Consider the following 15,355-nt stretch of genomic DNA (forward strand, 5'->3'; position numbering starts at 1 on the left):
GTGGGGGTGACGGTGGGTCTCGGGCCGCGGTCCGCAGGCACGCCTACGCCGCACGCTTGACCTCTACCGAAGTTGAGGTTCCAGACTGGCTCTCGTAGTCGTCAAGCGAGGAAAGTGATCAGTTGTGCGAGTTGTACGAGTGGCGGAGTTCGGCGGCCCGGAGGTCCTTCAGATCGCGACAGTGCCGGACCAGGTCCCTGGGCCAGGCCAGGTCGTCGTCGACGTCGAGGCCGCCGGAGTCCTGTCGATCGACACGGTGATCCGCAGCGGGCAGGCCGGTGAGATCTTCCCGGTGGAGCTGCCCTACGTGCCAGGCGTCGGTGCGGCGGGGCGGGTCAGCGCGGTCGGCGAGGGCATCGAGCGGGAGTGGATCGGCCGGCGGGTCCTCGCCGACGTCGAGAACGGCGCGTACGCCGAGCAGGTCACCGCCACGCCGGAGAGCCTCATCCCGATCCCGGACGGCTTGGGGACGCGGGAAGCGTTGGCGCTGCTCCACGACGGCTCCGTGGCGATGCAGCTCTTCGACCGGGTCGACCTGCGGCCCGGCGCGACCGTGTTGGTCCAGCCCGCCGCCGGCGGCCTGGGCAGCGGGCTGGTGCAGCTCGCCCACGCCGCCGGTGCCCGGGTCATCGGCGCCGCCCGTGGCGCCCGCAAGCTCAAGGCAGTCGAGGAGCTCGGCGCCGACGTGGTGGTCGACTACACCACACCCGGCTGGCTCGGCCAGGTCGGCAGGGTGGACGTGGTCTTCGACGGCGTCGGCGGGGAGCTCGGCCGGGCCGTCTTCGACCTGGTGGAGCCGGGCGGCACGTACTCCAACTACGGATTCTCCGGCGGCGGGTTCACCGAGATCGACCGCGACGAGGCGGCGCGACGCGGGGTGACCGCGATCGGCATGGAGCAGCTTGTCGAGGGCCAGGCTCATCGAAGGAAGTGGGTGGGGCGCGTACTGAAGGAGGCGGTGGCCGGCCGGATCCGTCCGCTCATCGGCCAGACGTTCCCGCTGGAACACGCCGCCGAAGCGCACGCCGCCCTTGAGAACCGCGACACCCTGGGCAAGACCCTCCTGTTGACCTGACAGGTTCCCGTTCCCAGTCAGCCGCCGGCGGCCGATCGTCTGGTGTTCAGCTGGTCGAAGCCCACCGCGACGAGGATGAGCACGCCGATGGCGATCTGCAGGTAGAAGGCGTTGATCGCCAGGAGGTTGCCGCCGTTGTTGAGTACGCCCATGATCAGTGCGCCGGTGGCGGCGCCGACCGCGCTGCCCTTCGCACCGAAGAGGCTGGCGCCGCCGATGACGCAGGCGGCGATCGCGTTGAGCTCGAAGCCGGTGCCGGCGGTGGGGATGCCCGCTCCCAGACGGGAGGCGAGCAGCACCCCGCCGAGGCCGGCGAGCAGGCCCGAGATCATGTAGACGGAGATCGTCACCAGGCGGACGGGGACGCCCGCGAGGCGGGCCGACTCGGGGTTGGAGCCGACGGCGTAGATGTAGCGGCCGAAGACCGTCCGGGCGAGGACGAACCACATCACGGCGGTCACCACGGCGGCGATGATGAGGAGGTTGGGGATCCCCAGGATCGTGCCGTTGGCGATGGTCTGGAACGCGTCCGGCACTCCCTGAATGGTCTGGGCGTCCGTGGTGACCAGGACCAGGCCACGGGCGATGCCGAGCATGCCCAGCGTCGCGATGAACGGCGGCAGCAGGGCCTTGGTCACCAGCAGGCCGTTGACGATCCCGAGCACCGTGCCGATGGCCACGCCGAGCAGGATCGACGGCAGGATCGGCACACCGGCGACCAGGAACTGCGCGGTGGAGGCGCCGGACAGGCCGAGGATGGAGCCGACCGACAGGTCGATCCCGGCGGTCAGGATGACCAGGAGCTGGCCGATCGCGATGATCCCGAAGATGGCGACCTGACGGGCGAGGTTGGCCAGGTTGTTGCCGGTGAGGAACTCGTCGCTGGCCAGCGTGAGGGCGCCGATCGCCACGAGCAGGACGACGAGCCCGCCGCTCTCCCGTCCGGCGATGTCGCCCAGCGTGACGACCCGCCGCTTCGGCTCGGCCGTCGGCTCGAGCGCCTGCCTGGGCTGCGGCACCGTCTCCAGCGCCGCCGCGTCGTCCGTTGCGCCGCCGGGAGGCCGGTTGGTGATCGTCGTGGTCTCGATCGGCTCGCGCCAGACCAGCTTAGGCATCTCGGCTCACCCCTCCTGGGTCATCTCCGCCACTCTGGAGCCCGCTCTTCGGGGGCTCGCTGTCCGGGGGCTCACCGTCCGGGAGCTCGGCGTCCAGGAGCTCGGCGTCCGCGAGCTCGGTGCCTCCGGCGCCGCTGGCCAGGCGGAGGACGTCCTCCTCAGTGGCGGTTCCGGGCAGCTCGCCCGCGACCGCGCCGTCCCGCAGCACGAGGATGCGATCGGCGAGCCCCAGCAGCTCCGGGAGGTACGACGAGACCACGATGATCCCCAGCCCGTCGGCCGCCAGGTCACCGATGACGGTGTAGAGCTCACCCTTGGCCCCGACGTCGATGCCCTTCGTGGGCTCGTCGAACATCAGCACCTTCGGCTTGGTGAGCAGCCACCGGGCGAGCAGCACCTTCTGCTGGTTGCCGCCGGACAACGTCGACACCGGCTGGTCGTACGAACCGGCGCGCAGCCGCAGGCTGTCGAGCAGCCGGTCCGCCTCCTCGGCCTGTTCGCGGCCGGGCAGGAGACCCCGGCGAGAGCCGCTGCGCAGGCTCGCGATGGTGACGTTCTCCCGGATCGACAGCTCCGGCAGCAGCCCCAGCACCTTGCGGTCCTCGGTGAGGAGCCCCACTCCGGCGTTCATCATCGTGCGCGGCCCGGACGGTTTCACCGACTTGCCCCTGACCTCCACCTCACCGGCCACGATGGGAGCGGCGCCGAAGATGGACAGCAGCAACCCGCTCCGCCCCGCCCCCAGCAGCCCGCCGATGCCGAGGATCTCGCCCTCCCCGACGTGCAGGTCGATGCTCGGCGAGCGGTCGAACCGGCGCAGGCCCCGGACCCGCAGCGCGGGCGTGCCCGCGTGCCGGTGGGTCTCCGGATAGAGCGAGCTGATCTCCCGGCCGACCATGGCGGTGATCAGCCGGTCCTCGTCGTACCCGCTGATCGGCCCGGCCTCGGACAGGCCCCCGTCCCGCAGGACGGTCACCCAGTCGCCGATCTCGAACATCTCCTCCAGCCGGTGGGTCACGTACAGCATCGCTATGCCGCGCTCGCGCAGCCGCAGGATGTGCTGGAGGAGGCGCTCCGACTCGGCCTCGGTGAGCGCCGTGGTCGGCTCGTCGAAGACGATCACCTTGACCGAGTCCGCGGTCAGCACCTTGGCGATCTCGACGAGCTGGCGGGTGGCCGCCGGAAGGCGTTCCACGATCGAGTGCGGACTGAGCTCTGTCAGGCCGACCTCGTCGAGGGCCTTCCTGGCGCGGGTCTCCAGCTGGTTCCTGGCGATGATCCCGGTCCGTGCCGGAAGACGGCCCATGAACAGGTTCTCCGCGACCGACAGGTGGGGGAGCAGGCTGAGCTCCTGGTAGACGGCCTGGACGCCGGCCGCGCGTACCGATGCCGGGGTCGGCGCGGTGACCGGGCGGCCGTCGATCTCGTAGCTGCCGCTGTCGCGGCGCAGCGCACCCGTCAGTACGCGGATCAGGGTCGACTTCCCCGCGCCGTTCTCCCCGGCCAGGCAGTTCACCTGGCCGGGGACCAGGCGGAGCGAGACGTCGCTGAGGGCCTGGACGGGGCCGAAGGCCTTGGAGACGCCGTGCAGCTCGACGACCGGCGCGGTCATCATTCCGCCTTCATCGTCGGCGGGTGGAGCAGCTGCTTCACATCCGGCGCCGTCATGTTGCCCTTGTCGGCCACGACCGCCCCGGGGTCGATGTCCCGTGGCGGGATGCGCTTGACCGTGGCCATCCCGGCCGCCAGAACGCCCTGGTAACCGAAGAAGTACGGGTTCTGCACCACCAGCGCGTCGATCGTGCCGGCGGCGAGCGCGGCGTTCTCCTGCGGGTCGGAGTCGAAGGCCACGACGGGGACGGTCGCGGCGGCGTGGTTGTCCTGGATCGCCCGAGCCGCGCCGACACCTGAGGTGTTGTTGTCGGCGAAGACCCCCGCCAGGTTCGGGTTGGCGGTCAGCGCGTCGTTGACCTGCGACGCGGCGGTGTTGATGTCGTTGTTGTTGAAGCGCTGCAGCCCCACCTTGACCTGCGGGCAGTTGTTCGTGATGCCCTGCTTGAAGCCGGCGTCCCGATCGACGAGCGACTGGATGCCGGCCACCGAGGACTCGATCATGACGGTGCCGCTCGTCTTGTTCTGCGCCTTGAGCAGCTCGCACATGCGCTTGCCCGCCTGGGTCCCGGCCTTGACGTTGTCGGTGCCGATGAACCCCTCCGAGGGGGTGGTCACGCGGCTGTCCACGGTGATGACCTTGAGACCGGCCTTGCGTGCCCGGTCGATCGCCGAGTTCAGGGCGCTGGAGGAGTTGGGCGCGATGACCAGCCCGTCAACGCCCCGGGAGATGGAGTTCTCGACCAGTTGTACCTGCTGGTCGATGTTCGTCTCGGAAGTCGGGCCGAACGTGCTCACGTTGAGCCCGAAATCCCCGCCCGACTGTTTCGCCCCGGCGATCATCGTCTGCCAGAACGAGGAGTCGCTCGCCTTGATGATCACATCGATTTTCTTGCCGCTCGCCAGCCCGCCCGCGCCGCCGCCCGCCGCGTGGCCGGCCGTACTCGTCGCGCGGCCTCCCACCACTCCGAGTACCAGCGCCACCAGCGCGATCGCCGCGACCAGTGAGAGCGAGAAGACAATGCGCGAACTAGCCATGACGGCCCCCTGAAAAGGTGTCTCAGGCGGGTCGTAGCACCCCTGAGAACACCCTTCCAGCAAAGCCCGGGAATCCACTGGTTCGAAACTAGTAAAGAGAAAAGAACTCATTACTCGCAGCACGCCGTCGCTGGGTGATTACAGCAGGATGCGTCGGTGCCCCGCGTACTGGCGAGGACGCTGGACCCTGGCGAGTTCGCGCAGGGCGCGCGACGCGCCGCTCCGCCTGGCCAGGGCGAGTGCCTGACGGGCCGTCTCGGCCGAGCGCTCCCTGTCATGGGCGTCGGCGTAGGCGTGGGCCATGCGGGCCAGGGCGTAGGCGATGGCGTACGTCGGCTGCGCCTTCGGCGGTCCCAGCTCCAGGATCTCGATCGCGCCACCGGCCTGCCCGAGGTCGATGAGACACCCGGCGCACAGCGCGTTGTGCGCCTCGGCCGAGCAGTCGAACCGGTAGGGCGGGTCCTCGCCCGGCTCCTCCAGGGACTGCGCCGACTCCTCCAGGCGGCGATGGCACATGTCCACGTCGCCGGCCAGGGCGTGACCTTGCGCTTCGTGATGCCGGCACAAGGCGTCCATCCGGGGCGGAAGTTCTGCGCGTTCGCGGGCCGCGATGGCGAGGTCCACGAGCCGGCCGGGACCGCCTCGGGTGTCGGAAAGACCGCCCCGCTGGGCCAGCGTGTACGCCTCCAGCAGCGCGTCCGCCGTTTCACGGGCGTCGCGGATGGCCTCGTCCGACCAGGTCAGCGCCCCGTCGGGGTCGCCGGCCTCGTGGTACATGCGGCTGATCAGCTCCGCGTTCTCCGCGGCGAGCGCCAGGAAGGCCCGCCTGACCGGCGTACTGGCGTCGCGGTGGAACTCCTCGATCCCGGCGAAGACCGGCCGCAGCGCGTTGATCAGGTCGGCGGGCCGCAGGTCGGTCCGGGAGTAGGCGTCGAGGAGGGTCCTGAAGTAACGGACCGTCCCGTCATCGGCGCGCTGGGGCGCCTCGATCGCCCGGCCGGTGCGCTCCTCCTCCTCGGCGCTGAACATCCCCGACTGCAGCGGGATGTTCGTGACGTAGTGCCACCGGGTGGTGCCGGCCGCGTCCCCGACGAACAGGTCCGCCTCGTCCACGCCGAAGGCCCGGCAGAGCAGTTCCGCGTGCGACTCCTCGAGCCGCCGCTCACCGGTCTCCCACAGCCGGATCATCGTGCTGAGCGCCTCCGGTGCGGGGAGCTGATCACGCGTCGTCTCGTCCGCCGCGTCGGCCAGCCGTCTACCGAGCTCGTCGCGGCTCCACAACCGGCCGCGGCGCAGGACCCTCAGGCGGGCGGCCCAGATCGGAACATCGATGTCAGCCATTGGCGTTCCCTCAGCGTCCGAGTGATTTGTCTATATTGTCCGTTTCCCTGGGCTGTCTCGTTAATCCTGAATCGGCAGATCGGCCGGCTGACCTGGGCGGATGGCCACCCCTGCGGGTGATGTCACATGGCGGTCGAAAGCCGGAAACCTCCGCGCAACCCTTGACACGCCAACCCGCCACCCAGCACGCTTGTCGGGAAATGAAAAGCCTTTTCACACAGTGAAAAGCATTGGAAGGCGGCACACCCCCATGAGCCACGAACCCGCGCTCGCCCAGCACCCTCCCGACCAACCGGAACCAGCGGCACCGCCCGCTGACGCCCGGCTGAGAACCGGGGCGCAGGCCGCCCTCGTGGCCCTCTCGGTCTATGTCGCGAGCGGGTCGCGCAGGCGGCGGAGGCGGTCTTCAGCCTCGAGGAGGGCAAACGGGCTGCCATCCTTGAATCCGCGTGACAACCGTTCTCCTAAAGGCGAGGGAGTTCCGCCGATGGCCGCCGGGCAGCCACAGCCGTCCATGCGCTCGGTCGAGCGCGCGTTCGACGTGATCGAGGTGCTGGAGCAGAGCGACAAGCCGATGCGGCTCTCGAACGTCGCGCGCCGGGCCGGCCTGTCCCCGGCCACCACCCTGCGCCTGCTCGGGGTGCTTCAGCGGCGCGGGTTCGTGGTCGCCGAGCAGCAGGCCTACCACCTCGGTCCGGCCACGCTCGCCGCCGCCCACAGCTTCCTCGTCACCGACAGCCTGAGCCGCGCCGCCACCCCGGTACTGCAGGAACTGGCCGCCACCACCGGCCTGACCGCCACCCTGCACATCAGATCGGGCCTGGAGCGCATCGTCATCGCCCGGGTCGACGGCGCCGACCCGCTGCGCTACCAGCTGCCCATCGGCCAGCGGCTCCCGCTGCATCTCGGCGCGGGCAAGGTGCTCGCGGCGGCCATGCCCGAGGAAGAGCTCGAGGCCCTGATGTCAGCGGTACGCGACCTGAGCACCGCGGGCGGCAAGTCCGTGAGCGAGGCGGACCTGCGTGCCGAGCTGGCGCTGATCAGGGAGCGCGGCTACCACGTCTCCGCCGACGAGCGCGTGGTCGGCTCCTCGGGCGTGAGCGCGCCCGTGCCGCGCCCCGACGGCCAGGTCATGGCCACGGTGGGCATCTCCGGTCCCGCCGAACGCCACCCCGAGAGCGAAATGCTGAGCATCGTGCCCGAACTGCTCCGCGCCGCCGCCGCGCTCGGCCGCGCGCGTGACCTCTGACGATCTCTTCTTCGTTGACCTCTCTACTTTCTTAGCAAGGATTGATGAAACATGCGTTGTGCCGTCATCGGCCTGGGAGAGGCGGGCGGCGTCTTCGCCGCCGCACTCGCCGCGTCCGGGCACGAGGTGCTCGGGTACGACCCCGCGAACACGCCAACACCCGAAGGCGTCACCAGGACCGCGACGCTGCGGGAATGCGTCGAGTCAGCCGCGTACGTGCTGGTCCTGACCGCGGCCTCCGCCGCCCCTGACGTAGCGGCGGAGTGTGGGCCCCTTCTGGCCGAAGGCGCCTGCTATGCCGACTTCACCACCGCGCCCCCCGCGGTCATGGAGCGGCTCGGCGAGACCATCGGCGGCTTCGCGGACGTGGCCATTCTCGGCCCCGTGCCGCTGCACGGGCACAAGGTGCCGCTCCTCGTCAGCGGGCCGGGCGCGGCGGCGATCTCCCAGCTCGTGAGCCCGCTCGGCACCCCTGTGGAGGTGCTCGAGGCGCCGCCCGGCGCGGCCATGGCCCGCAAGCTCCTGCGCAGTGTGTTCATGAAGGGGCTGGCCTTGGTGGTCTGCGAGGTCGTCACGGCGGGGGAGGCCGCGGGTGACAAGGACTGGATCCGGGCCGAGGTCGCCAGGCAGCTCGCCGGTGACGGGCAGGCGATCATCGACCGGTTCCTGACCGGCACCCGTACGCATGCCGTACGGCGGGCGCAGGAAATGCACGACACCGGGGCATACCTGGACGATCTCGGGGTGCCGACCGAGATGACCCGCGCCGCGGAGCGGGGTCTGCGCCGCATCGCGACCCAAGCCGACCCCGTCCTGGCCGTAGCGCGCCCCTGACAGTTTCCTTCCAGGCGGCCATGTCGTGGCATGGCCGCCCGGGAAGCCGCCTTGTTTCAGCGCCGCATCCCTCCGGCGTCAGATCCGGTCGCTGAGGGTGCGCAGCAGGGCGCCGAACGCGCGAGTGGCGAGGCGCGGCGGGGTGAGGCCGTTCATGCGCAGGAGGTACTCGCCTTGCGGCAACGTCCTCGGGCCGGACACCGCGAGGCTGTGCGTGGCGATCGTGGAGGCCAGGGCCGCCCGCCGCCCGCCGCCCGCCGTCGGCAGTCGGTCGCTGGATTGCCATGCTCGCCGTGCAGGTCGTCCTCAGCGCGCACGAAAACAGGGCCTCCACCGCGCCGGGGAGGCCCTGTCAACGCTCGATGATCAGCTGCAGTGTTCGAAGATGCTGTCGTAAGTTGAGGAGCCTGCCTTGCCGCCCCACCTCACGCACTTGTCCGCCGCCGCGGCGCGTACGGGCCCCGCGTAGTACGTGAAGTTGCCTGAGTCGGTAACTCTGCTGCTTCCCTGCACTTCCAGGTAGGCGCTCGTCGCCGTGGCGGTGCCGAGGGAGGTTCGCTTCAGGGTGGCGACGCAGTTGTTGCCGTTGCCGCTGTTGTAGAGCAGGTAGACCGTGCCGGAGGTGCCGAGCGCCGCCGAGTCGATCACGTTGTAGCCGGCGCCGCAGACCTCCTGCGGGGTGTACGGGTTGGAGGTGTTGCCGCAGTTCTTGGAGGTCAACGTCTGGACGGGATAGCCGAAGGTCGTCCCGTTGAAGACTGCCTTCTGGATGTTGGAGGGGTAGTCGGTGCCCTGCCGTACCTCGTAGTGGAGGTGGGGGGAGATGTTGTTACCGGGCTTGCTGGTGTTGCCGACCGTGCCGATCTTCTGTCCCTGGGAGACGGTGGCTCCCTCGCTGACCGAGCGAGTGTTCAGGTGCGCGTAGTAGGTCGCCCAGCCGCCGCCATGGTCGATCTTGACAAGGTTGCCGTAGCCGTTGGTCGAGCCCTGGTGGGCGGAGATGACCACCGTGCCCGCGGCCGCGGCCACCACGGGGTCGCCCAGGTCGGCCTCGGGCGTGCTGCCCCTGTTGAAGTCGATCTCCCACGACAGGTGGGCGCTGCTCCCGTTGGAATTGCCGGTCCACGACTGCCCGCAGGGGAAGGGCAGCTGGAAGTTGGTGGCCATGATGCTCGCGTCCGCCGTCACCTGGTTGGGCGGGTCGCCGCCGCTCTCCTCGCCTGGGTCGGCGGCGGCAACACTCAGGAACAGGGCTAAGCCCGCGATCGCGATAGCTCGGAGTTTCACTGGACCCCTTCCGCACCGTGTATGTCTTGCTAGGGCCCAGGGTGCGGAAAATCCGTACAGAAAACATACAGAAATTGCATGGTTTCGCTCCGTGTCCGTGCGTCTCCCTCCGTACGTCCGGCAAGGACCCGTGAACCGGCCCGCCGACCGTCCCTCCGTACGCCAGAAAGGACCGGCGAACCGGCTCGCGATCTAAGCCGACCGAGCTGCGAGCTAAGCCGTCCGAGCCGCCACCGTCCGCCACCCGAAGGTGACGGCGCCGGCCAGAAGCACCAGGCCGGACAGCACACCGCTGATGAGCGGCACCCAGGTCACGGCCGCCGTGGACGCCAGAACGAGACCGGCGACGCCCAGCAGAGTGAGAACCACACCAGGCACGGCGATGCTCCAGTCCTTCCACATGGGTGCCAACGCGATGAAGTGCACACCGACCACGAACGCGACCCAGGCCACGTTGGTCTCAACCGGACGTTCCCAGGCGGTCAGCACCCGGATGCCGCCGAAGAGCAGGATCGCCTCGGCGGCGACGATGATCAGGTAGCCGCGGCTGAACATGTTCCGTTGCGGGGCCGCGACGGACCGCTCCTTGCGGGCGGTGACAAACCATAGGGCCATGACACTCGCGGCCGCCAGGCACGCGGCCACTCTCAAGAGATTCACGGTCACGGTGTTGAGCGGGCTCTGCGCGTTGACGACGACGAAGACCGCGCCGAAGACCGCGCCAACCAGCAATCCAGTCATTCGCTGCATGAGCTTATTGAAATCCCTGCCGGGTGCGGTCCGCAGTGGGGCTGGGACGAGGACGAGGTAGGTCTGGCACTACCTGGCCGCGCACTACCTGACTGCGCCGCGCAGATAAGCCAGCACGGCCAGCACCCGCCGGTTGTCGTCGTCGGAAGCAGGCAGTTCCAGCTTGGCGAACACGCCGGCCACGTGCTTGCCGACGGCCGCTTCCGTGATCGACAGGGCGCGGGCGACGGCCCTGTTGGAGCGCCCTTCGGCGATCAGCGCGAGCACCTCGCGCTCGCGCGGGGTCAGCTGGTGAGCAGGCTCGGTGACCTCCCTGGCCCTGGCCCAGGTCTGCTCGAACAGGTCGATGAGGGTGGCGATCAGACTCTGCTGCCTGATCACCAGGGCACCCGGCGAGTAGGCGACGGGGGTGATGCGGACGAACGCTATGGTCCGGTCGAAGATGAGCAACTGCTGTATCGGCTCGTCGACGACCCGGTGCAGGTCACCGGCCGCGTGCAGCTCCCTGAGCCGGGCCGCTTTGCGCGGGTCGTCCAGCACGCTCGCGTGGATGATCGTGCGCATCGTCATGCCGTCCCGCAGGGCGTCGAGCACGTGGACCCGGCTCTTCTGCTCCTCGCGGCCCTTCTCCGGCGAGCCCACCGGATGCATGGCGCGCAGCTCCCGGGCCGAGGCGGCGGCCTGCGCGATCTGCTGCCGTACGAGCGTGGGGTCCTCCAGCCGCTCGACGTCGACGGGGATGCCGCGCAGCTCGCCCACGACCTCTTCCAGCCGATGGGCCAACTGGGCCAACGACACGCTCTCGTCCACACGCCTCCTTCGCCTGCCGCGCCGTCCGGGCGTCGGGCCTCCTGGCAGCTGCGCACCATTCTCGCAGCGCCGGGACGGCGCGCTCCTCTTGCCATCTCGGTGGCCAGGTTCTAAGTGAGCGGGGGCGGAGGTCACGGAGCGTCCGTCGACGGACCTGATCCCACGGTGATGACGATCTTCCCGGCGGGATGGCCTTCGGCGAGGTAGCGGATGGCGTCGGGTGCGTCGGCGAGGGAGTAGGTGCGGTCGATGACCGGGGTGACCGCACCGGATTCGATCAGCTCCGCCAGCTCCTCCAGCTCTTGGGCGCGTTCCTTGGAGGTCACGCCACGGAGCCGCTGGCTGGTGAACATCGAGACGAAGGGTGCGCGCATCTGGCGGGTGTAGCCGCCGAGCAGTCCGCCGGCGTCATGCCCGCCGCCGGCCAGCACCAGGGTCCCGCGCGGAGTCAGGGCGCGCCGCAGCAGGGCCAGCGGGCGACAACCCGCGAGGTCGATGATCACGTCGTAGCTCGGCCCGTCGCGGTCGACCTCCTCCTGGGTGTAGTCGATCACCTCGTCGGCGCCGAGCGACCGCACCAGGTCGGCCTTGCCGGTGCCGCACACGGCGGTCACCTTCGCGCCGGCCGCCTTGGCGATCTGCACCGCGAACGACCCGATGCCCCCGGCCGCGCCGGTGATCATCACTCTCTGTCCGGCGTGTACGTGGCCGCCGTCGCGGACGCACTCCAGCGCGGTCACCCCGGAGATGGGCACCGCGGCGGCCTGCTCGAACGACAGACTGGGCGGCTTGGGCGCGAGCCGCTTGGCGGGGGCGGCCGCGTATTCGGCGAACGTGCCGCTACGCGGGCTGGTGCCGTACACCTCGTCACCGGGTTTGAACCGCTGAACGCCGGCGCCGACCGCCACGACCACCCCGGCCAGTGCCCGGCCGCGGACCGGCACCCTGGGCCTGGTCAGGCCGAACCAGGCACGCGCTCCGTAGGGCCGGCCGGTCATGCAGACCCACACGCCCGGGTCCACCCCGGCGGCGCGCACCTGGACCAGCACCTCCTCGTCGCCGATCGACGGCCGGTCCAGCTCGCGTAACCGGAGGACATCGGCCGAGCCGTACGTGTCCTGAGCGATCGCTTTCATTGTGTCTCCTCCTGGGAGCCGGGGTATTGGAACACCTCGTCGAGCGGGACCTTGAACACGTGGGCTATCTGGAAGGCCATCTCCAGGGACGGCGAGTAGCGGCCCTGCTCGATGGCGATGACGGTCTGGCGGGTCACGGAGATGCGGTCGGCCAGCTCGGCCTGCGTCATCTCGTCGTGCGCGAAGCGCAGGGCGCGGATGCGGTTGGTCACACGGGTCGGCTTCACCATTGAGGCAGGCTCCTGCGGTAGACGATGACCTTGGCGACATTGCCGAGGACCGACGACAGGGCGAAGCACACGTAGATCACGTTGGCGATCCAGAAGCGGTCCCAGCCGGCGATCGCCATGAGCATCGCCGCGACCGCGCCGATCACCACGAACGCCTGGCCGACGTGGTCGCCCAGCCGCCCGATCTCCCGGTCTCTCTCGTCCTTGACCAGGGACGCCGGCCTGGCCGCGGCGACCACGACCTCGAGCGCGATCGTGGCGAGGATGGCCCCTCCCACGCTCCACAGCAGCGCCGCGCCATAGGGCACCTCGGCCAGCGGGCGGTCGCCGGCCCGGCTTAAGACCACGAACGCGTACCCGCCGTACGCGGCGACGGAGACGATCAGCCGGATCCACGCCCGTCTCTCTTCGAGTGTCATGACGGCTCCTTGATGTACAGAATCTTTGACATCTCGAAAGTAGCAAATCTTTGACTTCATGTCTAGAAAGTTTTACATGGCACATCGCGCACCCAACGCGAAGACCGCCGACGGGCTATCCGTCGACGGTCTTCAATCCGGCAGTCGCTAGGGCAGTCCCCAAGCCGGCGCGCTGCCATCGCCCGGGACGTCGCGCGGCCGGGAAGGGTGCTGACCTGGCCGGCTGACGATGGCCGTCCTGCCTCTGCGCAGCGGGATCTCGAGCGTGTCCGTACCCCGGTGGGAGAGGGGTCTGCCGTGCTCGTCGCGGACCTCGACCGGGCCCTCGATCCCGTGCCGCAGCCGCAGCGGCTCGCCTGCCTCGCTGTGGACCCTGATCCAGTCCGTACGCCCCTGGCTCCGCGAGGCGTCCACCAGGAACGCGCCCTGCGTACGCAGCTGTTCGACCGAGACGTCGGCCCAGGTGGCGGAGACCGCCGGGAACACCTTGACCACCCCGCCGTGGCTCTGGATCAGCATGTCGAGCACCGACTGGGCGGCGGCCAGCGGGCTCTCGATGGCGAAGTTGGCGCCCTCCCTGTACATGGTGTTGGGGGTGATCGCGCAGTTGTCCACGACGTTGCCGTCGATGAAGAAGCGCAGCTGGGCCAGCGCCTCCTCCGGGTTGCCGAACAGCGTCTCCATCGAGGAGGCCGCCGCGAAACTGTAGCCGTGCCACCGCTCGCGCATACTGGTCCAGTGCTCGAAGCTGCGCCGGTCGAGCGACTCCTGCAGCGGATACATCCAGAGCAGGTGCGAGTAGTGCCGGTGCGACTCCGCCAGCGGCACGTCCGCCCCGATCATCACCCCGTCCTCGTTCTGGTGGTACGGCACCAGCCGCGCGAGGATGTCCTGCCAGCGGGCCTTGCGCGGGTCGTCGAGGCGTAGCCGCTCGGCGCTGTCGAGCAGGGTGCGGCAGCCCCAGCGGATGAGCGAGAGGTCGTAGGTGGCGTCGGAGGCGTTGGCGTACTCGGGCGAGCGGGTCTCGGGCAGGTGCAGCCGGCCGTCGGCGCCCTCGACGAGGAAGCGCTCGTAGTAGGTGATCGCGCCGGTGAGGATCGGGTGGAGCAGGTCGCGCAGCACGCCGTCGTCCATGGAGTGGCGGTAGGCGAGCCAGACGTTGTGCATGCCCCAGGTGAGGTTGCCGGTGTGGTCGTTGGGGCTCACGCCGGGTACGCCGACGTATCGCGGGCCGGGCCGGAGCATGCGGTCGCCCGGATGGCACAGCGCGTAGGACTTCCCATCGCGATAACCCGGATTCACATTAAGCTCCAGATTTTCGCGATATTTCCGGAACGTGGTGGTTACCGCGTCCAGCTCCGGGTGGTTCGAGCCGTTGATCATCGGATAGCTGACCTGGACGTTCAGGTTCCACCAGATGTTGGTCCAGCTGTTGCCCACCTCGGGGAACCACGGCCCCCACTCGGTCACCACGGGCGCGCCGTCCCTGGTGGCCGAGGCCATCTTGTAGAGCTGGATCCAGTAGAACCGCTGCAGCCGCTTGTCCGGGATCGACACCAGGCTGCGCCGGTAGAACCGGTGCCACCAAAGCCGGTGGGCCACGACCTGTGCCTCCGGGTTCCCGTCGAGCACCCGGCGCACGGTCCGTACGGCCTCCTCGGCCCCGGTCGAGTCCGGGTATCCATAGGCGATCGTGGCCGCGAGCACCCGGCTGGTGCCGTGCCGGACCTCGCGCCAAGCCGTGGTGTAGCCGCCTCCGGCGTGCATGGGCTGCTCGACGCGCCCTTCGGCGGCCACCGGTTCGGGGTTGCCGGTGTACTCGGGCGGGAGCCGGATCGTCCTGGTCGTATGGGAGGGCAGGGACGTGAAGCCCCACGCCGCCGCCTCCTCTCCCGGGGTCGGCGTCATGGACACCAGCAGCACGCCGCGCTGGTTGAGCACGAGCGCGCTGAACCGGACGCCGCCCTGGGCGGTCGTCACGGTCCCGGTGAGCTCGGCGCGTTCGAGATCCAGCCGCCAGTCCACCGCGGTGACGGCCCCGGCGAAGGTCAGCGTCAGATAGCCGATGGGCAGCCGCGAGTAGCCGATCGCCGCCTCCCACTGCCCTCGCTGGTCCTGTACGAGGGAGTGGCTCAGCATGAACCGCAGGACGTTCCCCTCGCCGCCCTTGTTGTAGACGTGTACGCCGAGAAACCCGTTACCGAGGAACGGCCCGTTCTGCCAGCCGCTGGGCAGCCGCCTCCAGATCATGGCGGCGTCCCGCAGGACGTCCCCGTACGCGTCCGTCTTCTCCGGTACGGCCTGTGCCCACGCGGTGGGGGAGGTGGCGACCACGGCAGCGGCCCCGCCTAAGGCGAGACCTCCGAGGAATGTTCGTCGCGAGGATGTATTTTCCGACATTTGTGCCTCCGCTGGGGGGCTGGTGAGGCAATTCATCTGATGAATGAGAAGATCCATCCC

The 15,355-nt window shown here is 69.6% G+C and carries 15 protein-coding genes; 3 read left to right on the plus strand and 12 right to left on the minus strand.

Annotation, left to right across the window (positions count from 1 at the left end; all coding sequences use genetic code 11):
- The first annotated feature begins 124 nt into the window (after positions 1–124).
- Positions 125–1,075 carry a zinc-binding dehydrogenase gene (locus tag AB0B61_RS00510; RefSeq protein ID WP_358425690.1) on the plus strand — a complete coding sequence of 317 codons (951 nt, stop codon included), beginning with the start codon at positions 125–127 and terminating at the stop codon, positions 1,073–1,075.
- 17 nt (positions 1,076–1,092) lie between these two features.
- Here AB0B61_RS00510 and AB0B61_RS00515 read toward each other — a convergent pair whose 3' ends face one another.
- The 4 genes from AB0B61_RS00515 to AB0B61_RS00530 all read right to left on the minus strand — a co-directional run bounded on the left by AB0B61_RS00515 (position 1,093) and on the right by AB0B61_RS00530 (position 6,180).
- Complete coding sequence (locus AB0B61_RS00515) at positions 1,093–2,190, minus strand: ABC transporter permease (protein WP_358425692.1); 1,098 nt, start codon at positions 2,188–2,190, stop codon at positions 1,093–1,095.
- A complete protein-coding gene (locus AB0B61_RS00520; RefSeq protein ID WP_358425695.1) occupies positions 2,183–3,802 on the minus strand; it encodes a sugar ABC transporter ATP-binding protein in 1,620 nt (539 codons plus the stop codon). The genes AB0B61_RS00515 and AB0B61_RS00520 overlap by 8 nt, the downstream gene beginning before the upstream one ends.
- Positions 3,802–4,839, minus strand: coding sequence for an ABC transporter substrate-binding protein (locus tag AB0B61_RS00525; RefSeq protein ID WP_358425698.1), 1,038 nt, complete (start codon positions 4,837–4,839; stop codon positions 3,802–3,804). Before AB0B61_RS00525 ends, AB0B61_RS00520 begins: the two co-directional genes overlap by 1 nt.
- A 138-nt stretch (positions 4,840–4,977) precedes the next feature.
- Entirely contained in the window at positions 4,978–6,180 is a 1,203-nt protein-coding gene (locus AB0B61_RS00530) for a hypothetical protein (protein WP_358425701.1), read from the minus strand.
- 487 nt (positions 6,181–6,667) lie between these two features.
- On the opposite strand from AB0B61_RS00530, the gene AB0B61_RS00535 reads away from it, so the two are divergent.
- Positions 6,668–7,429, plus strand: coding sequence for an IclR family transcriptional regulator (locus tag AB0B61_RS00535; protein WP_358425704.1), 762 nt, complete (start codon positions 6,668–6,670; stop codon positions 7,427–7,429).
- 51 nt (positions 7,430–7,480) lie between these two features.
- Positions 7,481–8,263 carry a DUF1932 domain-containing protein gene (locus AB0B61_RS00540; RefSeq protein ID WP_358425707.1) on the plus strand — a complete coding sequence of 261 codons (783 nt, stop codon included), beginning with the start codon at positions 7,481–7,483 and terminating at the stop codon, positions 8,261–8,263.
- A gap of 78 nt (positions 8,264–8,341) precedes the next feature.
- Here AB0B61_RS00540 and AB0B61_RS00545 read toward each other — a convergent pair whose 3' ends face one another.
- The 8 genes from AB0B61_RS00545 to AB0B61_RS00580 form a co-directional block, all read right to left on the minus strand.
- Complete coding sequence (locus AB0B61_RS00545) at positions 8,342–8,464, minus strand: hypothetical protein (RefSeq protein ID WP_358425710.1); 123 nt, start codon at positions 8,462–8,464, stop codon at positions 8,342–8,344.
- A 165-nt stretch (positions 8,465–8,629) separates the two neighbouring features.
- A complete protein-coding gene (locus tag AB0B61_RS00550) occupies positions 8,630–9,550 on the minus strand; it encodes a M23 family metallopeptidase (protein WP_358425713.1) in 921 nt (306 codons plus the stop codon).
- 213 nt (positions 9,551–9,763) lie between these two features.
- Complete coding sequence (locus AB0B61_RS00555; protein ID WP_358425716.1) at positions 9,764–10,291, minus strand: hypothetical protein; 528 nt, start codon at positions 10,289–10,291, stop codon at positions 9,764–9,766.
- 93 nt (positions 10,292–10,384) lie between these two features.
- On the minus strand, positions 10,385–11,110 hold the full coding sequence (locus AB0B61_RS00560; protein ID WP_358425718.1) for a helix-turn-helix transcriptional regulator: 726 nt from the start codon (positions 11,108–11,110) through the stop codon (positions 10,385–10,387).
- Between the two features lie 131 nt (positions 11,111–11,241).
- The gene (locus AB0B61_RS00565; RefSeq protein WP_358425721.1) at positions 11,242–12,246 is read right to left on the minus strand and encodes an NAD(P)-dependent alcohol dehydrogenase; all 1,005 of its coding nucleotides are present in this window, start codon (positions 12,244–12,246) and stop codon (positions 11,242–11,244) included.
- Positions 12,243–12,476, minus strand: a complete 234-nt coding sequence (locus AB0B61_RS00570) for a helix-turn-helix transcriptional regulator (protein ID WP_358425724.1) — start codon at positions 12,474–12,476, stop codon at positions 12,243–12,245. The genes AB0B61_RS00565 and AB0B61_RS00570 overlap by 4 nt, the downstream gene beginning before the upstream one ends.
- Positions 12,470–12,895, minus strand: a complete 426-nt coding sequence (locus AB0B61_RS00575) for a hypothetical protein (RefSeq protein WP_358425727.1) — start codon at positions 12,893–12,895, stop codon at positions 12,470–12,472. Before AB0B61_RS00575 ends, AB0B61_RS00570 begins: the two co-directional genes overlap by 7 nt.
- Before the next feature lie 147 nt (positions 12,896–13,042).
- Positions 13,043–15,352, minus strand: a complete 2,310-nt coding sequence (locus AB0B61_RS00580; RefSeq protein WP_358425730.1) for a glycoside hydrolase family 95-like protein — start codon at positions 15,350–15,352, stop codon at positions 13,043–13,045.
- Positions 15,353–15,355: the final 3 nt, after the last annotated feature.

Origin of the sequence: Nonomuraea sp. NPDC049158, assembly GCF_040648335.1 — a bacterium.
Taxonomy (GTDB): Bacteria; Actinomycetota; Actinomycetes; order Streptosporangiales; family Streptosporangiaceae; genus Nonomuraea.